Raw genomic sequence first — 25,469 nt, forward strand, 5'->3', positions numbered from 1 at the left:
AACGCCTCTAGGCTTGCAAGGGCGGTTATGTGTTTTTCTCTTTGGGCTACTCATCTAATAGCTCCTTGTTTTCATATATTGCCTAAGACTTCTAGATCATAAACATCATCAAGGCACTCCATGTAATGCTCTTTAGTGATAAATCTTATGCAAAAGGTAAAAAAATGAGAATAGATAAAAATGTGAAGCAAATAGCGTTAGAAACTTTGTTTGGGTAGGTGTGGATGTAAGGTAAAAAATGAGAACCCGAAATGCAAAATTTAGGCATTTTTTTGCATTTTGAAAGTCAAAGCTTCAATCTACTTCAAAATTACTTCAAAACTTCAAAAAATATTTTAAAATAGCGTAAAATAGGCTTTATGCTAATATTAAACCCGATGGAAGAACTTTTTTAACGACGCCTACAATCCTAAGCTGGTCTAGCTCATCGTCTTCCTAAAGTTCATTCATAGAGGTTAAGCGAATACACTTTTTTATCGGGCCTTTAAGTAACTTTTTGACATATAGATCGCCACCGAGGTTTGCTATAACTATCTCACCGTTACTGGCCTCGTGCGTAGGTAAGACAAGCACCATATCGCCGTCTTTTAAAAACGGTTCCATACTGTTACCAAGCACTTTTATGACATCGTATTGTTTGGCCGGTATACGCAATATAGTCTTTAAAACCTTGAGCTTAAAGGAGAAACAAAGATCAAATTTAATGCACAAAATATCCTTGATATTACTGATAATCCTGATACGGTGCTTAAAATAAAAGGTGGTGATGTTGATGCTAATGGCAATAAAATCACAAAAGTTGATCTAGTTCATAAATGGGCCGCAGATCATTCATATGATACTGCTGGATTTAAAGGCTACTCAAGCATAGATCAAATAAATGGAAAAACTATCCATATCCAAATAGACGACAAAATCCAAACCGATCTTTAATCCCCAAAATGAGTGCGTAAATTCGCACTCATTTCAAACTCAAACTCACATTATTTTTTAAGTCTTGTTTTACTAATATTTGCTCCTTAAAGGAGAAAATATGAAAAATTTAATAGCCGTTATTATAGTTATTGTTGCACTTGCTTTTGGTGCTTTTAAGTATATAAATTCATTTGTTGCATTTGATGAAAATGTAAATGCAAAGTGGTCACAGGTGTTAAATCAATATAAAAGAAGAGCCGAACTTGTGCCAAATTTGGTTGAAACTGTAAAAGGCTACGCAGCTCATGAGCAAAAAATTTTTGAAGATGTGGCAAATGCTAGAAGTAAGAGCATGCAAGTAAGCGTTGATGCAAGTGGTCTTAGTGATGAAGCTAAGATGAAAGAATTTATGACAGCACAAAGCTCATTTGGCTTGGCACTTGGTAGGCTTATGGCAGTTAGTGAGAACTATCCGGAGCTAAAAGCAAATCAAAATTTTTTATCTCTTCAGAGTCAGCTTGAAGGTACGCAAAACCGCATAAGCGTAGCAATGCATGATTATATCGAAGCTGTAAAAGAGTATAACGTAGCCCTTAGAAGCTTTCCAAATAAATTTATAGCAAGTGCTTTTTATCCTGAGCTAAAGCCAAAACAAAATCTTGAAATAAGTAACGAAGAGAAGATAAATCCAAAAGTTTCATTTGAGAAATGATGAAGAAAATTTTTACTCTTTTATCTTTTACATTTTGCTTTTGTTTTGCCATAAATTTTAACGAGCAGATAAATGATGAGGCTCAAATTTTCTCTAAAAATGAGAAGGCTGAGCTTTTAAGCTTGGTGCAAAATTACGAGCAAAATAGCACGACGCAAATTGCTATCGTGACACTTAAATCACTAGAAAATAAAAGCATAGAAGAGATCTCTCTTGAGGTAGCTAGAGGCTACAAGCTAGGACAAAAACAAAGCAGTAATGGAGTGCTTTTAATAATCGCTCCAAACGAGAGAAAAGTGCGTATAGAAGTTGGTTATGGGCTTGAAGGTGTGCTAACTGACGCTATATCAAGCCAGATCATAAATGATGTGATAGTGCCTAAATTTAAGCAAGGAGATATGGGTGGTGGCGTGATAGAGGGCATAAGAGCCATCATAAAAGTGGCTAGTGGTGAAGAATTTGAAAGCGTGAGTGAAGATGAAGAGATACCATTTGGAATAGTTGCCTTTTTTGCTGGCATGATCTCGTGTTTTGTCTCTGGCTTTTTAGGTAAATTTTTTATGCGAATTGGCTTTAGTGCGTGTTTTGCAGGACTGATATCTACGGTATTTGAGCAATTTTTTGGCGTGCAAAATTACTTCATTGTCTTTGCCGTTGTGTTTGTAATATTTTTTATTATTTTAAAAAATGCCTTTAAAAAAAATACTCAAAGCAAAAATACATATAGTGGCTTTAGACGAGATAAATCAGACTCAAATAGCAGTGGCAGCGGACATTCAAGCAGTTCAAGAGGTGGTGGCTTTAGTGGCGGCGGAGGCGGTTTTGGCGGAGGCGGGGCAAGTGGCAGCTGGTAAAATCCCATCAAAGATTAGCTTGTAAAGCTCAAACCCTTTAAAATATATAAAAACTTAGGAGCAAAGATGCTAGCTGGTGAGCTGCTTAAAAGCCATTTTGCTAAATTTGATCTAGTGGCGGTACTTAGTAAATTTTTAGAGCAAAGTCATTTTGATAAAGAAAAATTTAATCTGCTCAAACAAAATAACTTTAAAATTTTAGATAAAAATATAAAGCAAGAGATAGTTGGGACTGCTGGTTTTAAAGAGTTTTTCGACGAGAAATTTCAGAGCTTTTTATACGAGCTTATGCAAAGTAAAGTTTTAATTGTTTCTGGCAAAGAGTATAAATTTAGTGAGCTTGAAATTTATACTTGTTTTGACGCAAATACCTACAAAAGGCAGTGTGAGGCAGGAGAGATTTACTTTCACAACTTTGGCTTTGACATATCTTTTAAAAGCGAGCCATCGCTTTATGGTGGCATTTTAGTAAGAAGCCTAAAGCCCTTAAACGGGCAAAATTTTATCTTTGGGCCAAGAAAATGTGCCTTGCATATCTTAAATAGCAAAATGAGCAATTTAAACTTTGATCTAAAAGAGGCTGATTTTATAAAAGATGAGATTATTTTTACACCACGTATTAGATCATTTGGCGATGAAAACCAGCAAAAAAATGATCGTCTTAGAGCATTTACTGCTGAGTTTGAAAAAGCCTTAGAGTTTGATGAAAATTATAAAAAGAGATTAAATGCCTATAAAAAGGGGTGAAATTCATCTTCTTATCAGCTTTTGCAGTGAGAAATTTAGCCCAAAAATGCTAGATAAAAAAGATCGCAGAATAGTAAAAAAATATCCAAATTTAATAAAACAAAACTCATTTAAAATATCTCGCTACTTAAAATTTAAAACAAAGATGAGAGGTAAAATCTGTCTTTCTCATAAAGAAAATATCGCAGTTTTAGCCATTTCGAAAGCAAAGATTGGAGTCGAAGATTTAAAAAAGAAATTTTAGCTCTAAAATCAATGAAGGATTTTAATAAATTTACCCTTGATGAAAATACGAGTGTGGCTTACGTGAGCGGCTTTGTAAAAGGGGCTAAAAGTGATGAGGTGCTTGCTCGCCACAACGCTTTTAGCCTAAATTTTGCTGATTCGCTAAATGAGAGTCTAACTCAGGCAAAAGAGCTTGCTCTGAAGCTAAAAATGGCAGCACTTGTAGTCGCGTTTTTACTGCTATGGTTTTACTTTGGTGCGCTTATTTCGGCACTTGTGATGGGTGTCATCATCTTTGGTGTACTTCTTACGCTCTTTATCTTTGCCATTTTTGGCGTAAATTTAAGCATCTTTGGCGTCTTTGGGCTCATACTTGCAAGTGCTGTTGGGATTGACTACATGATATTTGCGCTAAATGATAGTCTTAGCGAAAATAAGCGAATTTATGGGATATTTTGCGCATTTATTACGAGCTTTATCTCGTTTTTTACGCTATCTTTTAGTTTCACTGCCGCCCTTAGCGTCTTTGGGCTAAGTGTTAGCCTTTGCGTGCTGATATATGGGCTATGTGCTAGCGTTTTATCTTGTAAAAATATAAAAACTTAGTTTGATTTTCATGTCCCAAGCGGCTTGTCTAGCTCGGGGCTTTGATGGTTTTTGTTATTTTAACTCATTAAATTTCGCGTAGGGGGGGTTTTTATAAAAGATAAAATTTATGCGAAAAATATCTCACTTTTTAGGCGAAATAGGCATAGATACGCACTTAGCACGCTTTGCTCTCTTACGTAGTTGCGATCTCCTTTTAAAAGAAGTCTCTCAACCTCGATGTTGCCATTTCTATCGCCAGCTGCGACATATACCGTGCCAACTGGCTTGCTAGCTGTGCCCCCGCCAGGTCCTGCGATACCGCTAATCGCAAGCGCAAAGTCTGCATTTGTAGTGCTTAGCGTGCCTTTTACCATCGCTTTTACGCAAGGCTCGCTCACGGCTCCGTAAGTATCTAAAATTTCATCCTCAACGCCGAGCCACTCGTGCTTTATATGGTTTGCGTAGGTCACCAATGAGCCATCAAAGCTAGCTGAGACGCCTCCATATCTTGCAAATTTAGCCGCCGCAAGCCCAGCCGTGCAAGACTCAGCAAATGAAATTTTAAGCCCCTTTTGCATGAGCCTATTTGCTACAAATTTGATCACATCTTTTTGCGGGATAAATTTTTGTGAAAATAGCGTTTTTACACCTTGTAAAAAGCTCTCGATCCGGCCAAATTTGTTGCTTTTTGCCCTTACTAGTATCAAATTTGGCAGGATCTGCGCAAGGGTTATATCAACTTCATAAGTTTTAGCAAGTGGCAGCATAAGGATCTTCGCGCTATCTGCGTCGATGTCTATTAGATGAAAGTAGCTAAAATCAGGCTCGTACTCGACTAAAAACTCGCCCAGCTCTTCATTTGGATTAGCTTTTATGAGATTTATCTGAGCGTTATTTAGGCTTGTTAAAAAGCTATTTTTAGAGTAGTCTAAGCTATCTTTAAGCGCAAGTGTTGTGCTATCTTTTAGCTCGAGCGAGCCCCCAGTTAGCGTCGCTACGATCTTTGCGGCGATGGCAAAATTTTCATCTGAGCCAAAAATGCTTACAAAGTCGTAATCTTTTGATAAATTTTCGATGATAAAAGGTAGCTCTTTGCTATTTTTTGGAGCAAAACTAACTACTCCAAGCTCGCCAAAATGATCCTCGTAACTTTGAAAAATGTAGTTTAGAAATTCTCTATTTATCTCAAGATCTTCGCCTATTATCAAGATACTTTGTCTCATTTTTAAGCTCCTTTTTTTGCCTCATTATACTATTTTTCAGTGTGATTTAACCAGCACAGGTGTAAAATTAGCAAATTTTAAAATCAAGGTAAAAAATGGACTACAAAGAGACACTTTTACTCCCAGAGACAAATTTCCCGATGCGCGGAAATCTCCCACAAAATGAACCACAAAGACTAAAATCATGGTACGAAGAGCGCAAGGTTTATGAAAAAATGAAGAAAAACCGCCAAAATGCGGCTAAAAGCTTCAACATCCACGACGGCCCTCCGTATGCAAACGGCCACCTACACATCGGCCACGCGTTAAATAAAATTTTAAAAGATATCATTACAAAAATGCACTATTTTTATGGCGAAAACGTCCGCTATGTGCCAGGCTGGGACTGCCACGGCTTGCCTATCGAGCAGCAAGTCGAAGTAAAGCTTGGCGATAAGAAAAAAGAGCTTAGCAAGGTCGAGATTAGGGAGCTTTGCAGGCAGCACGCGAGAGAATTTATAGACATTCAAAGAAATGAATTTAAAAGCCTTGGCATCATCGGCGACTTTGAAAATCCATATATGACGATGAAATTTGAGTTTGAGGCTGACATCTACAAAGCGCTTTGCGAGATCGCTAAAAAGGGGCTTTTGGTTGAAAGAAGTAAGCCAGTTTATTGGAGTTGGGCGGCTAGATCGGCGCTAGCTGAAGCCGAGGTCGAGTACGAGGAGAAAGAGGACTACTCTATTTACGTAGCCTTTGACCTTGACGGCGATGCGCTAGAAAAGCTTGGCGTAAAAGAGGCAAGCGCTGTCATCTGGACGACCACGCCTTGGACACTTCCAGCAAACCAAGCTATAAGTCTAAATCCAGATGAAATTTACGTGCTAACAGCTGAAAATTTGATCTTTGCAAAGCCACTACTTGAAAGCGTTATACAAAACGGCCTAAGCAAGGGCGAGATCAAAAAAGAGTTTAAATCAAACCTGCTTGAAAACACTCACGCTATAAATCCGCTAAATGGCAGAAAGTCGCGATTTTTACTAGGTGATCACGTAATGATGGATGGCGGTACCGGACTTGTTCACACAGCTCCAGGTCACGGCGAGGACGACTACTACGTATGTTTGAAGTATGGTTTTAGTGAAATTTTGATGCCAGTTGATGATGGCGGCTGCTACGATGAGAGCATAAAACATCACGGACTGTTTAGAAGTGACGTGGTAGATGAGTTTGTCGGTATGCACATCTTTAAAGCAAATGATAAAATTTTAGAGCTACTTGGCAAAAGCTTACTTAGCGTCTCTAAATTTAGGCACTCTTATCCATTTTGCTGGAGAACGCACAAGCCTGTCATTTATAGAGCGACAAAGCAGTGGTTTATAGCTATGGACGAGGCAAAACTAGGTGGCAAAACGCTTAGGCAAACAGCGCTAAAAGAGCTTGAAAAGGTTAAATTTTATCCAAGCGTGGGCATAAAAAGAATAGGCTCTATGATAGAAAATCGCCCAGATTGGTGCATCTCTCGTCAGCGTGACTGGGGCGTGCCGATAGCGTTTTTTAGGGATAAAGCGACAAAAGAAGTTATATTTGATAGTGAAATTTTAGACCACATCGCAGGCATTTTCAAAGAAAAAGGCGCTGATGCGTGGTGGGCGCTAAGCATAGACGAGCTTTTACCAAAGGGCTCAAAATACAAGGCTGAAAATTTAGAAAAAGTTATGGATATCCTTGATGTTTGGTTTGATAGCGGCTCGACGTGGCACGCGGTCTTGCAAAGCGACAACTACGACGCTGGCAAATACCCTGCAAGCATGTACTTAGAGGGCTCAGATCAGCATAGAGGCTGGTTTCAAAGCTCGCTTTTAGTAAGCACAGCTGTAAATTCTCACGCACCTTATGAGAGTATCCTAACTCACGGCTTTACTGTCGATGCTAAGGGCGAAAAGATGAGTAAGAGCAAGGGCAACGTCATCGCTCCACAAGACGTGGCTAAGACTCACGGCGTAGAAATTTTACGCCTTTGGGTTGGCATGAGTGATTATTCAAGCGACCTAAAAATAAGCGAAGATATATTAAAACAAATCAGCGAGCAGTACCGCAAAATCCGCAACACTATACGCTTCTTGCTAGCAAACGTAAATGACCTTGAGAGCCTAAATACTGAGTTTAACATCCTTGATAAATGGATATTAGCACGCGCTAAAAAGGTCTTTGATGAAGCGAGCGCTTGCTTTAAAAATTACGACTTTTCAAAGGGCTTTAACATCCTTTTAAATTTCCTTTCAGCCGATCTTAGTGGCGTATATCTTGACGTTTGCAAAGATAGACTCTACTGCGACGCAAAAGACGCCCCAAGACGAAGATCAGCCCAAAGCGCAATGGCGATCATCACAAAGACATTGCTTCCACTCATCGCTCCAACGCTTACTTACACCGTTGATGAGGTGATGGACTACGCTCCAAAGATCATCAAAGGCGACGCAAAAGACGCGTTTGATCTAGTCTATGAGCCAATTATTTTTGATCTTAGCTTTGAAGATGAGCTGCTTTTTGCCAGCAGGGAGAAATTTAACGAGATCGTGGATGTGCTTAAAAAAGATAAAAAGATAAAATCAACTCTAGAGCTAAGCTTGGAGACCACAAACCACAACATCACAAGCTATGACGAGCGCGAAGTAGCCGATCTTTATATGGTAAGCTCAGTTAGGCCTTATGATGATAGCGAGCCATTAGCCGAGTTTGAGCTAGAGGGCGATAAATTTAAGATCATAGCAAGCAACCTTCACAAGTGCCCAAGATGCTGGAAATTTAACGCTAGCAAAGAAGATGCGCTATGCCCAAGATGTGAAGAGGTCATAAGTGCTAAGTGAGCCAGTAAGCGCAACTATCATAGTCGCAACGATCGCTGCGGTGGTCGTTGTTAGCTTGTTTGGCATATTTTTGGTTAATAAATTTAAAGGATAAAAATAGTGGTAACTTTAAAAGAAGCTTTAAAATTTTCAGCTGAAGAGATAAAAAATTTACGAGCTGAGCTTGAGGCGAAGATTATAAAAGAAAAAGAGCTTGGAGCTTATGTTGAGCAACTAGCAAATTTAGAGATCGCGAAACTAGGCGAGGGCGTGCCAATCGCTATAAAAGACAACATCCAGGTAAAAGGCTGGAACATCACAAGTGCCTCAAAAATTTTACAAGGCTACGTAGCCCCTTATAATGCAACGGTTATAGAGAAGCTACTTAGTAAAAATTTAGCTCCATTTGGCCGCACAAATATGGACGAGTTTGCGATGGGAAGCACGACTGAGAGCTCATTTTACGGCAAAACACTAAACCCACTAAACCACGCTCACGTCCCAGGTGGCAGTAGCGGTGGCTCGGCAGCAGCAGTCGCAGCTGGCATCGCAGTAGCCGCACTTGGTAGCGACACTGGTGGCTCGATCCGCCAGCCAGCGGCATTTTGCGGATGTGTGGGCTTTAAGCCAACTTACGGCAGAGTGAGTAGATATGGCCTAGGTGCTTACTCAAGCAGCCTTGATCAAATAGGCCCGATCGCTCAAAACGTAGAAGACGCTGCCATTTTATATGACGCTATCGCTGGACACGACCCAAAAGATAGCACGAGCGCAGATGTGCCGTTTGTGAGCATTAGCGACAAGATAGATAGCGAGAAAAAGCTAAAAATTTGCGTTGTTAAAAACTACGTCGAAAACGCAAGCGAGCAGACAAAAGTAGCTTTAAATTTAGCTATCGAGAAGCTAAAATCACACGGCCACAGCGTAACTTATACAAATTTTGAAGACTCAAAATATGACGTTGCAGCCTACTACATCATCGCAACCGCAGAAGCGAGCGCAAACTTAAGCCGATATGACGGCGTGAGATACGGCAGACGTGCAGATGCTAGAAATTTAAAAGAGCTATATGTAAATTCACGCTCAGAAGGCTTTGGCGACGAGGCGAAAAGAAGAATTTTACTTGGTACATTTGTGCTAAGTAGCGGATACTACGATGCTTACTACATCAAAGCTCAAAAAGCAAGAGCACATATAAAAGCTCAGTACGAGAGAATTTTAGAAGAAAACGATCTCATCTTTATGCCAGTTGCTCCAAGCACAGCTTATAAATTTGGAGCACACAGCGATCCACTTCAGGCCTATCTAAGCGATATCTACACGATCAGCGTAAATTTAGCAGGCTTGCCAGCCATCTCTGTGCCAGTTGGCAAAGATGATCAAAATTTAAACGTGAGCGCCCAACTCATCGCAAAAGCATGGGACGAGCAGACCTTGATAAATGGTGCCAAGAGCCTAGAAAATTTAATAAAAGGATAAAGATATGAAGATAGTAAAGAGAGCTTTAACATTTGAGGATGTGCTTCTCGTGCCACAATACTCTGAAATTTTGCCAAAACAAGTTGATGTTAAAACCAGGATCAGTAAAAATGTCACATTAAACATCCCGATCGTCTCTGCTGCGATGGATACGGTGACTGAGCATAGGACTGCTATCATGATGGCAAGGCTAGGCGGTATCGGCGTTATACACAAAAATATGGACATCGAAAGCCAAGCAAAAGAGGTCAAACGTGTTAAAAAAAGCGAAAGCGGTGTCATCATAGATCCTATCTTCATACATCCAGAAGCGACTGTAGCCGAAGCTCTAAGCCTTATGGCTGATCTTCATATTTCAGGCGTTCCAGTCATCGACAAGGACCGCAAACTAATAGGAATTTTAACAAACCGCGATTTGAGATTTGAGACAAATATGAGCACTTTGGTAAAAGACCGCATGACAAAAACACCGCTTATCACTGCGCCAAAGGGCTGCACGCTTGATGATGCGGAGAAAATTTTCTCTCAAAATAGAGTTGAGAAGCTACCTATCGTTGATAAAGATGGCAGACTCGATGGACTTATCACCATAAAAGATCTAAAAAAACGCAAAGAGTATCCAAATGCAAACAAAGATAGCTACGGCAGACTTCGCGTAGCAGCGGCTATTGGTGTGGGTCAGATAGAGCGTGCTAAATCCCTTGTAGATGCTGGCGTAGACGTCATTGTCATCGACTCGGCTCACGGCCACTCAAAGGGTATCATTGATACTTTAAAAGAGGTAAAGGCAAATTTTAAAGTTGACGTCGTAGCTGGCAATATCGCAAACCCAGCAGCCGTAAAAGATCTAGCTGAGGCTGGAGCTGACGGCATAAAAGTGGGCATCGGACCAGGATCTATTTGTACTACAAGGATAGTTGCTGGTGTTGGCGTACCACAAATTTCTGCGATTGACGATTGTGCGATTGAAGCAGCAAAATACGGTATCCCAGTTATCGCAGACGGTGGCTTAAAATACTCAGGCGACGTGGCAAAAGCCCTTGCAGCAGGTGCGGCGTGCGTCATGGCTGGTAGTTTGCTAGCAGGTTGTGAGGAGAGCCCGGGCGAGCTCATCACTTTTCAAGGTCGTCAGTACAAAGTATATCGTGGCATGGGCTCAATAGGCGCTATGACAAAGGGTAGCTCGGATCGCTACTTCCAAGAGGGCACCGCTCAAGACAAGCTTGTGCCTGAAGGTATCGAGGGTCGTGTGCCATTTGCTGGTAGTATAAAAGATGTGATACATCAGCTAATAGGTGGCCTAAGAAGCGCAATGGGCTATGTTGGCGCAAAGGATATCCCGACTCTTCAAGAAAGAGCCGAATTTGTCGAGATAACAAGCGCAGGACTAAAAGAGAGCCACGTCCACGACGTAGTTATCACTCACGAGGCACCAAACTACAAAGTTAATTAGTGTTAGACCTGCAAACTAGAACTATTAAATTTAACGAGCCACTCTATCTTGAGAGTGGCCGTATGCTATCAAATTTCAAGCTTATTTACGAGACTTATGGCACACTAAATGCCGATAAAAGCAACGTTATCGTGATCTGCCACGCCCTAACTGGCTCGCACCACGCTGCTGGCACATACGCAGGCGATGAGAAAGCTGGCTGGTGGGATGGGCTAATAGGCAGTAAAAAGGCGGTTGATACCGATAAATTTTTCGTCATTTGTGTAAATATCCTGGGTTCATGCTTTGGCTCGACCTCGCCCTTAAGCGTGGATAGAGGTAGTGGTAAAGAGTACAGGCTAAATTTCCCTGTCCTTGCCATAAGCGACGTGGTAAAGGCGCAGATGAGGCTATTTAGCGAGCTTGGCATAACAAGAGCAAGGGCTGTGATCGGCGGCAGTCTTGGCGGTATGCAGGCACTTTGCTACGCTATAGAGTTTCCAAACTTTGCGCAAGATATCGTCATGCTTGCAAGCACCTACCAAACCAAACCTTGGGCGATAGCGTTTAACAAGATCGCTATTGAAGCCATTTTGAATGATGAAAATTTCAAAAATGGCGAATACGACGTGGAATTTATAAGAAAAAATGGGCTAAAAGGTATGGCTTACGGCAGGATGGTAGGCCATATCAGCTTTTTAAGCCCTGATAGCATGGATGAGAAATTTGGACGAAACTACGTAGAAACTGACGGTCTTTACGAGCTTTCTGGGCGCTTTCAGGTGGATCGCTACATGGAGTACAACGGCTACAACTTCCCAAAGAGGTTTGATCCACTAAGCTACCTATATATCGTAAAAATGATGAATATCTTTGACTGTACAAGACACTATGACAACCTAAAAGACGCCCTTACGCCGATAAAAGCAAATTTGCACCTAATCGCATTTAAGGGCGATCTACTCTTTCCGCCGTGCTGTATGAGAGAAATTTATGACGCACTTTGCGAGATGGGCAGAGGCGCAAAGACAAATTTTATAGAGATAGATAGCAACTACGGCCACGACGCATTTTTGGTCGAGATAGAAAAATTTGATGGATATATAAAAAATATATTAAAAGGATAGAAAATGGAGCAAAAAGAGCAAAGCTTTGAAGAAAAATTAGCCCTAGCAGATAAAATTTTAAACGATCTAAACAAAGATGATGTGAGCTTGGAAAATAGCATAAAGCTACACGAGCAGGGCAAAAAGCTCTTAAATGAAGCAAGAGAAATTTTAGAAAATGCAAAACTTAGCATAAAGCAGGTGGATGATGAGTAAAATTTGTGCTCTTCAGCTACCAACGCAGCCTTTAAGTGAGGCGAGGCTTGATTATTACCTAAAAATTTGTGCGGATGAAAACGCAAGGCTGGTTGTGCTTGGTGAATATGTTCTAAATAGCTTTTTTAAAGAGCTCATTAGCATGCCAAAAAGCCTTATAAAAGAGCAGAGCGAGCGCAAGAAAGAGGCTCTTTTTGCAATGGCAAAAAAGTATGATCTAAATATTGTTGCACCCATTGTAAATCTAAAAGGTAAGGAAATTTTTAAAAGTCTAGCTAAATTTACCCCAACACAAGTAAAGCTATATGATCAGCAAATTCTCATGCCTTACGCTCACTGGAATGAGGCGAAATTCTTTAATAACACAAGCGATGAGCTAAATTTACCTATCTTTACATATGATAAATTTAAAGTAGGCGTTATGTTTGGCTATGAGGCACATTTTGACATTTGCTGGGCTTATATGAGTGCTAAAAAGGTAGATATTGTTCTAGTGCCAACGGCTTGCACATTTTTCTCTCAGGCGCGCTGGGAGGAGCTTTTAAAGGTTAGAGCCTTTACAAATAACGTCTACGTGCTCCGCGTAAACCGCGTAGGTAGCCATAAGAGTGACGATGCACAGTGGAGCTTTTACGGCGATTCGATGCTTATTAGCCCATTTGGCGAGGTTAAAAATAGGCTCGGAAAAAATGAAGAGATGATGATAGATGAGCTTAGCAAAAAGGAGCTTAGCGAGGCTAGAAGCACTTGGGGCTTTATGCATATAGAGGATAAATTTAAAAGATGAAAGAAGGCCGTAACTGGATAGGAAAGCGAGCTTAACAAGAATGAGCGCTTTTTAAAGGAATTTTGGAGTGAATTTTGAAACGAAGTGACGTTGAGAGATACATAAAAGAGAAATTTGACGTTTTAGGTGAGCAAATTTTCCCAAAATATCTAAAAATTAGCGCCTTTCGTCATAAGAAAAATGAGAAGTGGTTTGCACTACTTATGGAGATAAGCGCTAGCAAGCTTGGGCTTGAAAGTGACGAAGTGACCGAGGTTTTAAATCTAAAATGTAGTCCTGATCTAGCGATGGTACTAGTTGATGAGCAGCAAATTTTTAAAGCCTATCACATGAACAAAAAACACTGGATAAGTGTAAATTTAAACTCAAAAATCTCACAAAAAACCGTTTTTGACCTGATAGATGAAAGCTTTATGCTAAGCAAATAAAAGCCATTTTTCAGCCTTAAATTTAGTAGTTTTTGTTAAAATCACGAAAAACTTAAGGATAAAATTTGCAAGAGCTAAACAACGAAATCAAAAAAGTCCATTTCATAGGCATCGGTGGTATCGGCATCTCAGCCATCGCTAGATTTTTACACGAAAAAGGCCACAAGATAAGCGGCAGCGACATCAAAGAGAGCAAAACGACGCTGGAGCTTCAAAATGAAGGCATCAAGGTCATTACACCGCACTGTAAAGAGGCGATAAAAGACCAAGACTTTGTGGTCTACTCAGCTGCGATAAAAGAGGACAATATCGAGCTAGTGGAGGCTAGGAGAAAGGGTATAAAGTGCTTTTCAAGAAAGGAAATTTTGCCTTACGTGCTTGAGGATAAGTGTGTTTTTGCAGTAGCTGGTGCGCACGGCAAGAGCACGACTTCAGCGATGCTAGCAAGCCTAATCGAAGGCTCAGTCATCATCGGCGCCATCTCAAAGCAGTTTGGCTCAAATATGCGCTATGCAAAGAGTGACAACGTCGTATTTGAGGCTGATGAGAGCGATTCGAGCTTTCTAAACTCAAACCCATATCTAGCCATAGTCACCAACGCAGAGCCAGAGCACATGGAACACTACGATTATGATCTAGCTAAATTTTACGCAGCCTACAAGGGCTTTTTGGAGCGCGCGAAGGTTAGAGTGATAAACGCTGAGGACGAGTTTTTAAGCACGCTTAAGCTTGATGCGATCAGGCTTTATCCAAGCACCGACATCACCGAGCTTACGATGGTTGTAAGAGACTATCAGCCATACACCAGCTTTAATCTTAAAAATTTAGGCAAATTTGAAGCCTTTGGCATGGGCGAGCACATCGCTATAGACGCATCTTTGGCTATTCTTGCTGCGATGCACGAGACACCGCTTAAAGATATCAGAGAAAATTTACTAAATTTCAAAGGCATAAAAAAGCGTTTTGACATACTTTGTGCAAACAAAAATTTCGTTCTAATAGACGACTACGCACACCATCCAACCGAGATAAAAGCGACGCTAAAATCAGTCTTTGAATACGCCAAAATTTTAGGCATAAACAGCGTCACAGCGATATTTCAGCCACACCGCTACACAAGACTTAGCACAAATTTACCTGGCTTTAAAGAGTGTTTTAAAGGCGTTGATGAGCTTGTCATCTTGCCAGTTTATGCAGCTGGGGAAAATCCGATCGAAGTTGATATGAAGAGTGAATTTAGCGAGTATAACCCGATCTTTACCGATAAGGTCGAGCGAGTCGAGGACGGCATTGAATTTACAGATGAATTTGGCGTGAAGAACCGCCTAAGTGGTGGCATAGTAGTTGGCTTTGGAGCGGGCGATATCAGCGTGCAACTAAGAGGCGGCTACTAATGGATCTAGGTAACTTCAAGCACCAAGGTGAAAATGAAATTTTAAAAGAGATAAAAGAAAAAGAGCTAAGTGAGAATGAAATTTCTAGCCTTATAAATTTAGGCAAAAAAGATATCTTGATCGCACTTGCAAGGGAGCAAAAGTTAAGTAGCGCTCAGATAAAAGATATGCTGCCAAATGCCCCGTATTTAGCCGTTTGCTTGCTAGTTGAAAAACAAGATATCAGTGAGGTTATGGCAGAAATTTTAGAAAAGATCAAGCCTCATGCTGAGCTTTACAAAGAGCTCATCGCAAAGTATAAGGGCGTAAAATGGTAAGAAATTTGATCCTAATTGCTGGCTTGATCGTGCTTTTTGGAGCGATCTGGGCGATAAAAGATGAAAAGATCAGCAAAGGCATAAAAGCGCTCGTTAGTGCGGTGCTTGTAGTGATCCTTATTTGCGTCTATTTTTACGAAGAGAATTTATCAAAAAACGAGGATGCCATCTCAAAGCTAGTTAGCGATTTTAAGCAGGGCAAAGTGCTAAAATGTGGCGAATACAACGTGAGCGCTGAGAAATTTAACTACGAATTTGGCACGGCGTCATTTTTAGCTAAAAGAGAATTTAGCGATCTCTCAGGCGTTATCGTGCCTATAAAAAGTTGCGAGCAATGACTGAAGAGATATTTTTAAAGCTCGATCTAGGCGAGTATCTGGATAAATTTAACTCCTTTTTAGCAAGGCAAAAACCGCTATTTTTACAAGGCGATAGCAAAATCCACTTTGAAAACATAAACGAGCTTTCAAAGTATGACTTCAAGGCACCAGGCGAGATAAAAAACCTAGATGACGCACTTATGAGACTTAGCAAGCAAGCGGTGCTTCACATCAGTGAAATTTACGAGTTTGCAAAGATTATTAAGTATTTTTCATATCTAAAAAAGCAAAAATTTGAAGGTAGGCTTGGCGAGTGGATCGCAAAGGTTGAAATCCCAGAATTGATGAGCCAGATGGCAAACAGCTTTGATGAAAACGGCGAGTTTAGCGACAGCGTGGATGAGAGATTTTCTGCGATAAAGCAGGCGTTTAGCGAGAAAAAGCGCCAGATCGACGCTGAGCTTAAAAAGCTCATCTACTCAAAGCATATCACGCCCTATCTTGTAGATACCCAGACGCACTACATCAACTCGCAAGAGGCACTTTTGGTACGTGGTGGCTTTAACCACGCCTTAAAAGGCACCGTAATCGCTAGAAGCTCAGGCGGCTACTTCTACGTCGCACCTGCAAGCACTGAGCGCCTAAAAAAGGAGCAAAGCGAGCTACTTGATAGAAAAGAGGAGATCATTTTTGAGCACTGCAAGAAATTTAGCCTGCAGATGAGCAAGAGCCTGCTCTTTTTGAAATTTATAAATAACGCTTTTGATCAGTTTGACGCATATCAGGCTCGAGTAAATTTGGCTAGATCGCGTGACTATGAGTTTGTTTTGCCAAATAGCTCACATGTTATCAAGCTTGAGAAATTTGCCCATCCAGCGCTAAAAAATCCAAAGAGCGTGAGTGTGGATTTTAGCAAAAAGGTGCTTCTCATTACCGGTGTAAATGCTGGCGGTAAGTCGATGCTTTTAAAATCGATCATCTCAGCCACGCTGCTTGCAAAGTATCTGCTGCCTATGCGTATCGACGCAAACCGCTCAAGCATCGGCTTTTTTAAAGAATTTGACGCGATCATAGAAGATCCGCAAAGTGTGAAAAACGACATCTCGACCTTTGCTGGCAGGATGGTGCATTTTGCAAGGCTTTTTACTAAAAAATCGATCATCATCGGCATCGACGAGATTGAGCTTGGTACCGACTTTGAAGAGGCTGCGAGCTTGTATGGCGTCATGATAGAGCGTCTCATCACTCAAGATATCAAAATGATCATCACGACCCACCACAAGCGCCTTGCGATGTTGCTAGCTAAAAATCCAGAGGTTGAGCTAGTGGCGGCACTTTACGACGAGACGGCTCAAAGGCCTAAATTTGAGTTTTTAAAAGGCACGATCGGCAAGTCTTATGCCTTTGAAACGGCGGCAAGATACGGCATATCTCAAAATTTAGTGGCGCAGGCAAAGAAAATTTATGGCGAAGATAAAGAGAATTTAAACGAGATCATCACAAAGACGCTAAATTTACAAACCAAGCTTGATGAGGGGATAAAAGAGGTCACGGCAAAAGAGGAGCGGCTGGAGCGCTTGCTTGAGGAGCAAAAAGAGCTAAAAGAGAAAAATGAGATCAAGCTAAATGCGACTATTTCGCGCCTTGAAAAAGAGTATTATGAAGCGATAAATGCGGCAAAAGCTGTTATAAATTTCAAGGACATAAAAGACAAGCAAAGGGCGCTAAACGTGGCAAATGAGAAAAAAGCTGCCATCGTTAAGCCTAAAAAAACTGAGCGTGAGAGCCTAAAAGTAGGCGATAGAGTGAAGTATGAAAATATCAAAGGCACGGTTTTAAGCATCTCTAAAAATGACGCGATGATCGAGTCAAATGGCATAAATTTGCGTGTGCCACTCGAGCTTTTAAGAAAAAATGGCAACGAAGTGGTCTTACCTAAAAAAGGTGGTGTAAGTTTAAGTGTCGATAAGCCAAAAACGGCCTCGCTCTCGCTTGATCTGCACGGCATGAGAGCTGACGAGGCGATAGCAAAGCTTGATAAATTTATTTCAGATAGTCTTGTTATGGGGTTTGATGAGGTTAGCGTGTTTCACGGTATCGGCACTGGCAAGCTCGCCTTTGCTGTCAAAAATTTCTTAAAAGAGCATCCAAGCGTGAAAGAATTTTTTGACGCACCAGCAAATCAGGGTGGATACGGCGCTAAAATAGTCAGGCTTTAACTTTTTCCCAAAAGTTAAAATTTATTTTAAGGTTGATATAATCAGGACAAGTACACAAAATAAGGGAAGTAACTTTTGAGTAACAAGGACGAGCAAACGGGTAAAAATCTAAATATCACTAAAACGATTATAGGTTTAGTGTTTGTTTTAGGAAGTATTTTTTTAGTCGAAAACCTGGCAGTTTTTTATTTTAAATTTAATAATGCTTCTGCTGAAAATGGTTTTAATCTTCGAAAGAAAGTTGATTATTTGACATATCAATATGTTGATTATTTCAAAAATGTCAGCAAATATGATGTCGCAAATTTTCAATCTTACATTAACGATAGCGCTATGGGTGATGTCCTTTTATTAAAGGATGATAATAAAAATGGATACAAGGTCGTAGCGTCTTCAGATAAAAGAATAATAAATAAAGAATTTAACGATAAAAGCTGTGGAAATATCTTTGCTCATAATTTCCAAAAAGATTATTTTTGGGCAAAAATTTTGCCAGAAAACGCCGCTCAAGTTTGTATGTTTGTGCCAGTTGGAGAGTATATATTAGGCTTTAAAGGAAAGGTCGATCAGCGTATTACTGGCACGCATGATGAGTACTTTTTTGAGTGGCTTTTAAACAATATGGCTTTAACATTCATCTTAAGCTTCGTTGGTGCAATAGTTGCTTTATCTACTTGTATATGGTATGCGGTCAAATACATAAAAGAAAAAAATAACTATAACGCATTAAAAACAGATACTAAAAAACAGATAGAAGAGCTTAGAGAAAAGCTTTATATCGATCCAATGACTGGACTTTTAAATAAAACAGCATTGGTGCGTGATATTAATAGCTATGAAAATCCTAAAGTAGTGCTTATAGATATTGACGATTTTGGCAAGATGAATGACTTTTACGGTAAATTTGCATGTGATCAGATTTTGGTCAAAATGGCTGATTTGATCAGTGAATTTGCCAAAAATGAGAATATGAAAGCTTACTGCATAGAAGCAGATAGGTTTGCTCTGGTAGAAGATAGCGATAGCTTTATCGATAGATATGAAGATATGGTTGAAGATTTGATAGAAATTTTTAAAGGTCGTATGCTAAGTATAGTCGATGAAGATGGTAGGGAGATAGAAGGTATCGAGATACATAGTACAATAGGCTTTGCTCTTGATAGTGATCAAACACTAAGAAAAGCAACAATAGCGTTAAAAACGGCAAAAGAGCAAGATAAAGACTATGTTTGCTATTTTAAAGGGCTAAATCAAAAAGAGGAATACGCAACTCAAATAGAACGCTCTAAACTGATACAATACGCCACTATAAATAACAATATTGTTCCTTATTTTCAGCCGATAGTTAATGACCAAAAGGTACCCGTAAAATACGAATGCTTGATAAGACTTTTAGATAGAGGCGATGTTATATCACCAAATGTCTTTTTAGATATCTCAAAGCGCATTAAGCGTTATGCTGATCTTGAGAAACAACTCATTGTAAAGTGTTTTAAACAGCTTGTAGAGGATAAGAATTTAGTACTTTCTATAAATTTAAGCAGTAGAGATATGATCGATGGTGATGTTAGCTCACTTGTTTTAAATTTATTAAACAAGCACAATGTTGCCGGCAGAGTAGTATTTGAGATCGTTGAAGATGAAGAGCTTAAAAATTTAGAGAGAGTTTCAAATTTTATCGAGCGTGTAAAAAGCATGGGCGCAAAGATCGCTATTGATGATTTTGGCTCAGGATATTCAAATTTTTCTTACATTATAAAGATCAAGCCTGACTATGTGAAGATCGATGGCTCTATTATAAAAGATATAGATATAAATAAAGATTCACACTCTATTGCAAGTGCGATCGTGGCATTTGCAAAAGACCTTGGTATAAAAACTATTGCTGAATATGTGCATTCAAAAGAGATATTTGAAATCTGTAAAGAGATCGGTGTAGATGAGTTCCAGGGCTTTTATTTTGGTGCACCAGAGCGTGCTGGCTCATAAGGCACTTAGTGGTAATTAGCTTTTTAAAAGAGCTTTTAAGCTTTCGCTCTATCACACCTAATGATGCTGGAAGCTTAGAGTTTATCGCTAAATTTTTACCTGATTTTGAGGCGAAATTTATAGAAAAAAATGGCACCAAAAATCTCATACTTTCTAAAATTTATGGAGACGGCGAGCATCTAGCTTTTGCTGGACACGTTGATGTCGTGCCTCCAGGTGAGGGCTGGGATAGTGAGCCATTTACTCCATTAGAAAAAGATGGCTACATCTACGCAAGAGGCACACAGGATATGAAAAGTGGCGTGGCTGCTTTTGTTTGCGCTGCTAAAGATACGAAATTTAATGGTAAGCTAAGTCTTATTTTAACAAGCGACGAAGAGGGCGATGGCACATATGGTACGCCTTTAGCACTTGAATATTTACGCGAAATAAATGATTTGCCAAAATTTTGCGTAGTGGCTGAGCCAACTTGCGATAAAGAATTTGGTGATAGCGTAAAAGTTGGTAGACGTGGCTCAATAAATGGCAAGATCGTGATAAATGGCATTCAAGGGCACGTAGCATATCCTGAAAAGTGTGTAAATCCGGTAAATTTGATAGCTCCACTTTTAAGTAAAATAGCTGATCACGATATGGACGCTGGAAGTGAGTTTTTTAGTCCAAGCAAGATTGTGATAACTGATATTAGAGGCGGTATGCAAGTTTGCAACGTTACTCCAAGTGAGCTTAGCATAATGTTTAATGTGAGAAACTCAAATTTAACCGACGTAAATGACGTTGAGAGCTATCTTAGAGGCGTTTTAAAAGGGCTTGATTACGAGCTTAGCATAAAGCAAAGCTCAAAGAGATTTTTAACAAATAAAGATAGCAAAATCGTAAAAAATTTGATGGCCTCTGTTACAAAAATTACCGGTGTCACACCGGTTCTAAATACAAAGGGTGGCACGAGCGATGCAAGGCACTTTGCTGAATTTGGTGTAGATGCGATAGAATTTGGCGTCATAAACGACCGCATACACGCCAAAAACGAACGAGTTAGCGCCCACGAAGTAAATAAACTTTATGAAATTTTTAAAGATTTGATAGAAAATTTCAAAGAATAATATTCGCAAATTTTCACTACCCTAAAAACAAAAATACGAACCTTTTTCTAAGATAGCTTTTTAGCTGGTTGTGCTAAATTTTCTATTGAAATTTTTAAAAATAAAATCTACAAAGGTTTACTATGAATAGCTCAAAAGTAGATATTGAAGAAAGACTAAAAGAAATACTAGAACGCAAAGTTGGCACATGTATTGTTTTGGATGGCGAATGGGGCGTAGGAAAAACAACTTTCTGGAAAAATTTTTCTGCCAAAAATTTCGATAAAAATTCTGTTTATGTATCTTTATTTGGCAAGGAAAGCATTCAGGAAATCAAACAAGAGATAAGTTTAAAATTTTATTACAAAAAGAATAAAGCCGTATCAAAGATAGAAAAATATAAAAAATTTGATCTTACAAGCATTTTAAATTTTACTACAAAAATATTTGCCGATAATAAAATTGCAGAATTTGGTTTAATTATGCTGGACTCCCTGTATACAGATAAGTACAAAGATGCAATAATCTGCTTTGACGATTTTGAAAGAATATCTGATAAGATAAATTTAAAAGATATTTTAGGACTGATTTCCGAATATAAAGAGCAGCAAAATTGTCATATAGTTATGATTTTAAATCGCTCAAAGATGACGGATTCTGCTAAAGAAATTCAAAAAGAAGATGAGGAAAATTTAAAAGATAAAGAGCTTAAAAATGATAGTCAAATAAAAGAGGATAAAACAGAACCAGAAAAAATTTTATCAGAATATAAAGATAAAATCATGGACTACGAATTTTATTATGATCCGACTCCGCAGGAATCTTTTAGTACCATATCAAGCGAACTAGAGGAAGTTTACCGAGATGCGGCATTACAGTTTTTTGCAAAGCATGCCATAAATAACATCAGAGTGATGAGGCGAGCGATAAATGCGCTGAATGATTATAAACAACATCTAGAAGACAAGCTGCAAAAATATCAACCTATAAAAGACAACGTAATAACTTATATACTAGGAATATCAATCATAAATGCGCTGAATTCTTCCGCCGAGATCGAACGATTTCTCGGTGTGTTAAATTTTTTTGGAGAGCTTGAGGACGTATACGATTTATTTAAAAATAAAAAAGATATGAGTAAAAAAGAATATGCGGAATATTTGCTTATAATTTCATATGATAAATTCTATCGCGAATTGGGCGCAAATATACTATCTTATGCCCAGAAATCTATTATAGATACTAAGAGCCTTGATACGATTATAGAAAATATAATTAAAAATGAGCAATATCAAAAAATCAAAAAGGAAATTTTGAATGAGTATTTTAAAGGCACGTTAGATTTACAATATGATAATAGACTTTTTATAAAGAGCCTCTTTGCTTATTTAGAAACAAATAAAGAGAATATAATAGATATAGTTGGGTTTAGCCCTTTTCTTTTATACATAGAAACACTAGGAAAATTTGATGAAGAAAATAAGCAAAAATACCATGAATTTGCGGTTAAAATTTTGCTGGATTATATAACGGATATTTTCGAAAACAACCAATATCAAAATTTATATACCGATAATTTAGACGAGATGATAAAATTTGATGATCGTGTCAAGGAACTATACGATAACCTTATAACACAAAATGAAATATATAAGATATCATCTGCAGAGAGGATAATGGAAAATATTTTTAATACTAGAGTTCCGATCCAAAAAGAATTATCTTCAAAAATAACGGAAGAAATTTTAGAAAAATATTGTTATGAAAATTTGGAATTTCTCCGTAGCGTGATAGGATTTTTGCAAAGAAATATTTCTAAGCTTTCGGATAACAAAGAGCTAAAAAATAAAATTTCACAAGTATTTGAAAAGATATCACAAAACGGCGATAAAAACCAAAAACTAAAGATAAAATTTATACTTGAAGATTTGAAGGAAAAGGGTCATTTGGAATGAGCCTTTAAATTTTTACTTCAAATCGCCCCAGTTTTTGGCGATATTTAGCGATGTTTTAAGTGGCACATTTAGCGTGTAAATTTCCTCCATCGTCTTTTGTGTCGCCTTGCCAAATTCCTGTGCAAATTCGTCTTTTACTTCAAATATCAGCTCGTCGTGGATTTGAAGCAACATTTTTGCATTTTTATCTAAATTTGCTCTAACTTTTACCATCGCCATCTTAACTAGATCTGCCGCAGAGCCTTGAAAGACCGTATTTACCGCCTCGCGCTCAAACATGGCTATTTGCATAGGTGTGGCACTTTTAAAGTCAAAGTAGCGCCTTCTGCCAAGCAGTGTCTGCACAAAGCCGTCGTTTTTAGCTGAAATTTTTATCCCCTCTAAAAACTCTTTGATCGTCTCAAATGCCTTAAAATAGCGCTCTATATACTCTTTTGCCTCGGCTCTTGTGATATTTACTTGATTTGCAAGCTTGCTTGAGCCCATGCCGTAAATAAGGCCAAAATTTATACTCTTTGCCACGGCTCTGTTTTGCCCGTCGCTGCTGCCAAATATACTAATAGCCGTCCTTGCGTGGATGTCCTCGTTATTTTTAAACGCTTCAAGAAGCGCAGGATCGCGGCTAAAGTGAGCTAGCAGTCTAAGCTCGATCTGGCTGTAGTCAAGCCCTACAAAGCTATACCCCTCGCGCGCCTCAAAGCACCCTCTGACATCCTTTGCGAGGCTGCCACGAGCAGGGATGTTTTGTAAATTTGGATTTTTACTTGAAAGCCTACCGGTACTTGTGCCAGTTTGTAAAAAGCTCGTGTAAATTCGTGAACCCTCATCCTTTTTGGCAAGTGCTAAAAGCGGCTCGCAGTAGGTGCTTTGCAGTTTATATAGCTCCCTGTAGGCTAAAATTTTCTCCACCACTGGATGAGCGTCTATGAGCTCTGCTAGCACGCTCTCATCGGTGCTATATCCTGTTTTTGTCTTCTTTTTGGTTGGCAGTTTTAGATGCTCAAAGAGTATGACGCCAAGCTGCTTGACTGAGTTTATGTTGAAATTTTCGCCGCTTAGCTCGTAAATTTCACTTGTTAGCGCCTTTAGTTTGGTGTCGTTTTCAAGGATGAGCTTTTGCATTTTGGCTTCATTTATCTTGATGCCGTTTTGCTCCATGTCAAATAGCGTGAGGATGAAAGGAAACTCGTGTGTATCGGCGAGGGTTAGCAAATTTTTATCAAGCGTGTTTAAAAAAGTTTTATAAAATTTAAGCGTTATCCAAGCATCCTCGCTCGCGTATTTAGCGGCATTTTCTAGCGGCACATCGCCAAAAGTTTGCCCTTTTTTGACCACATCTTCAAATTTGATCGTGTCGTAGTCATAAAGTCTCTTTGCTAGCGCATCCATGCCAACGCTCGAGTTTGGATCGCTAAGCCACGCAAGTATCATCGTATCTTTGAAATTTGCAGGTGGGTTTAGCCCAAGGTTGTTTTTAACTATCTCAAAGTCATATTTTAAATTTTGTCCGATCACGCAGCCTTTATAAATTTGCCCTACCGCCCAAGTGGCAAAATTTAGACTTATTTGCTGCGGCACACCAAGGTAGTTGTGAGCTATCGGTACGTAGTAGGCGTCCTCATCGTTGAAGCAAAAGCTAAATCCAACAATCTTTGCGCTCCTGCTATCAACGCCTGTGGTCTCGGTGTCAAATGCGACGATGGTCTCTGGTGTGACGTCTGATAAGAGCTTTTCTACGCTAGCCTCATCAAGGAGTAAATTTGCTCTAAAGCCAAGCTTAAATTCAGCATTTTCCTCTTTTTGCAAGCTCTTAAGAAGCCTATTTAGATCGTACTCTTTTAAAATTTCTGAGATATTTATCAAAGGATTTTGCTCTGGAAATTTAGAGTGCTCAAGATCAAATGAACTAACTGCGTCATCAAATAAAGTGGCTAGCTTTTTGCTCAAAAATGCTTCGTCTTTTGCTGCGGCAAGCATATTTTTAGTGCGCTCGTTTCTAAGAAGGGCTAAATTTTCATAAATTCCCTCTAAGCTGCCATACTCAGCCAAAAGCTTTTTAGCTCCCACTGCGCCGATGCCTTTGACACCTGGAATGTTGTCTGAACTATCGCCTGCGATCGCTAGAAAGTCCCTTACTTGTGCCGGATAAACTCCATACTTTTCAAAGCAGCTAGCACTGTCGTGATCGATCTTGCTTTGCGGGCTGTAGATGCTCACTTTGCCATCCTCTATGAGTTGATAAAGGTCTTTATCGTGGGTGACTATTCTCACAAATATATCTTTGTCTTTACAAAATTTAACAGCACTTGCGATGATGTCATCGGCTTCGTAACCCTCACGGCTAAGGCTGTAAAGCCCCATTTTTTCTATCATATCTATGCAAACTGGAAGCTGTTCTTTTAGCTGAGCTGGCGGCTCGTTTCTGTTTGCTTTGTAATCACCTAAAATTTCGTGACGTAAGGTCTTGCCTTTGCTGTCAAGTGCAAAGATGAGATAGTCGCTTTGGTATTCATCCTTGAGGCTTGCTATAAAATTTGCAAAGCCACTTATCATTCCACTTGGCTTGCCATCGCGGTTTTTAAGTCCGCTCATGGCGTAGTAGAGCCTAAAAAAGAAACCAAAAGTGTCAATAATCGTAAGTGTTTTCATT

The 25,469-nt window shown here is 39.4% G+C and carries 23 protein-coding genes; 20 read left to right on the forward strand and 3 right to left on the reverse strand.

Annotated elements, in window-relative coordinates:
• Positions 1 to 435: 435 nt before the first annotated feature.
• Complete coding sequence (locus B9N62_RS04730; RefSeq protein ID WP_141083202.1) at positions 436 to 654, reverse strand: S24 family peptidase; 219 nt, start codon at positions 652 to 654, stop codon at positions 436 to 438.
• A 90-nt stretch (positions 655 to 744) separates the two neighbouring features.
• Here B9N62_RS04730 and B9N62_RS04735 point away from each other — a divergent pair, with 90 nt between their 5' ends.
• The 6 genes from B9N62_RS04735 to B9N62_RS04760 all read left to right on the forward strand — a co-directional run bounded on the left by B9N62_RS04735 (position 745) and on the right by B9N62_RS04760 (position 4,059).
• Positions 745 to 933, forward strand: coding sequence for a hypothetical protein (locus B9N62_RS04735; RefSeq protein WP_087584609.1), 189 nt, complete (start codon positions 745 to 747; stop codon positions 931 to 933).
• A 100-nt stretch (positions 934 to 1,033) separates the two neighbouring features.
• Positions 1,034 to 1,627: a LemA family protein gene (locus B9N62_RS04740; protein WP_087584610.1), complete on the forward strand. Its 594-nt coding sequence runs from the start codon at positions 1,034 to 1,036 to the stop codon at positions 1,625 to 1,627.
• On the forward strand, positions 1,627 to 2,481 hold the full coding sequence (locus B9N62_RS04745; RefSeq protein ID WP_180382156.1) for a TPM domain-containing protein: 855 nt from the start codon (positions 1,627 to 1,629) through the stop codon (positions 2,479 to 2,481). The genes B9N62_RS04740 and B9N62_RS04745 overlap by 1 nt, the downstream gene beginning before the upstream one ends.
• 66 nt (positions 2,482 to 2,547) lie before the next feature.
• Complete coding sequence (locus tag B9N62_RS04750; protein ID WP_087584612.1) at positions 2,548 to 3,228, forward strand: ABC transporter substrate-binding protein; 681 nt, start codon at positions 2,548 to 2,550, stop codon at positions 3,226 to 3,228.
• Positions 3,209 to 3,472 (forward strand): hypothetical protein, encoded by a 264-nt coding sequence (locus B9N62_RS04755; protein ID WP_087584613.1) that lies wholly within the window; start codon positions 3,209 to 3,211, stop codon positions 3,470 to 3,472. Before B9N62_RS04750 ends, B9N62_RS04755 begins: the two co-directional genes overlap by 20 nt.
• 11 nt (positions 3,473 to 3,483) lie before the next feature.
• On the forward strand, positions 3,484 to 4,059 hold the full coding sequence (locus tag B9N62_RS04760; protein ID WP_180382157.1) for a hypothetical protein: 576 nt from the start codon (positions 3,484 to 3,486) through the stop codon (positions 4,057 to 4,059).
• Between the two features lie 107 nt (positions 4,060 to 4,166).
• Here the strand turns inward: B9N62_RS04760 and B9N62_RS04765 are convergent, their stop codons facing one another.
• A complete protein-coding gene (locus B9N62_RS04765; RefSeq protein ID WP_087584614.1) occupies positions 4,167 to 5,264 on the reverse strand; it encodes a CinA family protein in 1,098 nt (365 codons plus the stop codon).
• A 95-nt stretch (positions 5,265 to 5,359) separates the two neighbouring features.
• Between B9N62_RS04765 and ileS the strand changes: the two genes are divergently transcribed.
• The 14 genes from ileS to B9N62_RS04835 all read left to right on the forward strand — a co-directional run bounded on the left by ileS (position 5,360) and on the right by B9N62_RS04835 (position 22,819).
• Positions 5,360 to 8,116, forward strand: coding sequence for an isoleucine--tRNA ligase (gene ileS / locus B9N62_RS04770; RefSeq protein WP_087584615.1), 2,757 nt, complete (start codon positions 5,360 to 5,362; stop codon positions 8,114 to 8,116).
• Positions 8,117 to 8,215: 99 nt separating this feature from the next.
• A complete protein-coding gene (gatA, locus tag B9N62_RS04775) occupies positions 8,216 to 9,574 on the forward strand; it encodes an Asp-tRNA(Asn)/Glu-tRNA(Gln) amidotransferase subunit GatA (protein ID WP_087584616.1) in 1,359 nt (452 codons plus the stop codon).
• 4 nt (positions 9,575 to 9,578) lie between these two features.
• On the forward strand, positions 9,579 to 11,027 hold the full coding sequence (guaB, locus tag B9N62_RS04780; protein ID WP_087584617.1) for an IMP dehydrogenase: 1,449 nt from the start codon (positions 9,579 to 9,581) through the stop codon (positions 11,025 to 11,027).
• Positions 11,027 to 12,133: a homoserine O-acetyltransferase MetX gene (metX, locus tag B9N62_RS04785; protein ID WP_087584618.1), complete on the forward strand. Its 1,107-nt coding sequence runs from the start codon at positions 11,027 to 11,029 to the stop codon at positions 12,131 to 12,133. Before guaB ends, metX begins: the two co-directional genes overlap by 1 nt.
• Before the next feature lie 3 nt (positions 12,134 to 12,136).
• A complete protein-coding gene (xseB, locus tag B9N62_RS04790; protein WP_004317712.1) occupies positions 12,137 to 12,328 on the forward strand; it encodes an exodeoxyribonuclease VII small subunit in 192 nt (63 codons plus the stop codon).
• Positions 12,321 to 13,115 carry a carbon-nitrogen hydrolase family protein gene (locus tag B9N62_RS04795; protein WP_087584822.1) on the forward strand — a complete coding sequence of 265 codons (795 nt, stop codon included), beginning with the start codon at positions 12,321 to 12,323 and terminating at the stop codon, positions 13,113 to 13,115. Before xseB ends, B9N62_RS04795 begins: the two co-directional genes overlap by 8 nt.
• A gap of 74 nt (positions 13,116 to 13,189) precedes the next feature.
• Positions 13,190 to 13,543 (forward strand): MmcQ/YjbR family DNA-binding protein, encoded by a 354-nt coding sequence (locus B9N62_RS04800; RefSeq protein WP_087584619.1) that lies wholly within the window; start codon positions 13,190 to 13,192, stop codon positions 13,541 to 13,543.
• 86 nt (positions 13,544 to 13,629) lie between these two features.
• Entirely contained in the window at positions 13,630 to 14,937 is a 1,308-nt protein-coding gene (murC, locus tag B9N62_RS04805) for a UDP-N-acetylmuramate--L-alanine ligase (protein WP_087584823.1), read from the forward strand.
• Positions 14,937 to 15,254 carry a hypothetical protein gene (locus tag B9N62_RS04810; protein ID WP_087584620.1) on the forward strand — a complete coding sequence of 106 codons (318 nt, stop codon included), beginning with the start codon at positions 14,937 to 14,939 and terminating at the stop codon, positions 15,252 to 15,254. Before murC ends, B9N62_RS04810 begins: the two co-directional genes overlap by 1 nt.
• The gene (locus B9N62_RS04815; RefSeq protein ID WP_087584621.1) at positions 15,248 to 15,592 is read left to right on the forward strand and encodes a hypothetical protein; all 345 of its coding nucleotides are present in this window, start codon (positions 15,248 to 15,250) and stop codon (positions 15,590 to 15,592) included. The genes B9N62_RS04810 and B9N62_RS04815 overlap by 7 nt, the downstream gene beginning before the upstream one ends.
• On the forward strand, positions 15,589 to 17,793 hold the full coding sequence (locus tag B9N62_RS04820) for an endonuclease MutS2 (RefSeq protein ID WP_087584622.1): 2,205 nt from the start codon (positions 15,589 to 15,591) through the stop codon (positions 17,791 to 17,793). The genes B9N62_RS04815 and B9N62_RS04820 overlap by 4 nt, the downstream gene beginning before the upstream one ends.
• A gap of 75 nt (positions 17,794 to 17,868) precedes the next feature.
• Complete coding sequence (locus tag B9N62_RS04825) at positions 17,869 to 19,782, forward strand: EAL domain-containing protein (protein WP_087584623.1); 1,914 nt, start codon at positions 17,869 to 17,871, stop codon at positions 19,780 to 19,782.
• An 8-nt stretch (positions 19,783 to 19,790) separates the two neighbouring features.
• The gene (dapE, locus tag B9N62_RS04830) at positions 19,791 to 20,885 is read left to right on the forward strand and encodes a succinyl-diaminopimelate desuccinylase (protein WP_087584624.1); all 1,095 of its coding nucleotides are present in this window, start codon (positions 19,791 to 19,793) and stop codon (positions 20,883 to 20,885) included.
• A 122-nt stretch (positions 20,886 to 21,007) separates the two neighbouring features.
• The gene (locus tag B9N62_RS04835; RefSeq protein ID WP_087584625.1) at positions 21,008 to 22,819 is read left to right on the forward strand and encodes a P-loop NTPase fold protein; all 1,812 of its coding nucleotides are present in this window, start codon (positions 21,008 to 21,010) and stop codon (positions 22,817 to 22,819) included.
• Positions 22,820 to 22,831: 12 nt separating this feature from the next.
• Here B9N62_RS04835 and polA read toward each other — a convergent pair whose 3' ends face one another.
• Positions 22,832 to 25,468, reverse strand: coding sequence for a DNA polymerase I (gene polA, locus B9N62_RS04840; RefSeq protein WP_087584626.1), 2,637 nt, complete (start codon positions 25,466 to 25,468; stop codon positions 22,832 to 22,834).
• Position 25,469: the final 1 nt, after the last annotated feature.

Source organism: Campylobacter concisus (genome assembly GCF_002165785.1).
In the GTDB taxonomy this organism is placed as follows: Bacteria; Campylobacterota; Campylobacteria; order Campylobacterales; family Campylobacteraceae; genus Campylobacter_A; species Campylobacter_A concisus_W.

Coding starts and splice junctions, on each gene's coding strand:
- B9N62_RS04745 (WP_180382156.1), top strand. CDS start 1,627: ATGAAGAAAATTTTTACTCTTTTATCTTTTACATTTTGCTTTTGTTTT.
- B9N62_RS04750 (WP_087584612.1), top strand. CDS start 2,548: ATGCTAGCTGGTGAGCTGCTTAAAAGCCATTTTGCTAAATTTGATCTA.
- B9N62_RS04760 (WP_180382157.1), top strand. CDS start 3,484: ATGAAGGATTTTAATAAATTTACCCTTGATGAAAATACGAGTGTGGCT.
- B9N62_RS04740 (WP_087584610.1), top strand. CDS start 1,034: ATGAAAAATTTAATAGCCGTTATTATAGTTATTGTTGCACTTGCTTTT.
- B9N62_RS04820 (WP_087584622.1), top strand. CDS start 15,589: ATGACTGAAGAGATATTTTTAAAGCTCGATCTAGGCGAGTATCTGGAT.
- B9N62_RS04765 (WP_087584614.1), bottom strand. CDS start 5,264: ATGAGACAAAGTATCTTGATAATAGGCGAAGATCTTGAGATAAATAGA.
- xseB (WP_004317712.1), top strand. CDS start 12,137: ATGGAGCAAAAAGAGCAAAGCTTTGAAGAAAAATTAGCCCTAGCAGAT.
- ileS (WP_087584615.1), top strand. CDS start 5,360: ATGGACTACAAAGAGACACTTTTACTCCCAGAGACAAATTTCCCGATG.
- B9N62_RS04755 (WP_087584613.1), top strand. CDS start 3,209: ATGCCTATAAAAAGGGGTGAAATTCATCTTCTTATCAGCTTTTGCAGT.
- B9N62_RS04815 (WP_087584621.1), top strand. CDS start 15,248: ATGGTAAGAAATTTGATCCTAATTGCTGGCTTGATCGTGCTTTTTGGA.
- B9N62_RS04795 (WP_087584822.1), top strand. CDS start 12,321: ATGAGTAAAATTTGTGCTCTTCAGCTACCAACGCAGCCTTTAAGTGAG.
- B9N62_RS04810 (WP_087584620.1), top strand. CDS start 14,937: ATGGATCTAGGTAACTTCAAGCACCAAGGTGAAAATGAAATTTTAAAA.
- B9N62_RS04835 (WP_087584625.1), top strand. CDS start 21,008: ATGAATAGCTCAAAAGTAGATATTGAAGAAAGACTAAAAGAAATACTA.
- polA (WP_087584626.1), bottom strand. CDS start 25,468: ATGAAAACACTTACGATTATTGACACTTTTGGTTTCTTTTTTAGGCTC.
- guaB (WP_087584617.1), top strand. CDS start 9,579: ATGAAGATAGTAAAGAGAGCTTTAACATTTGAGGATGTGCTTCTCGTG.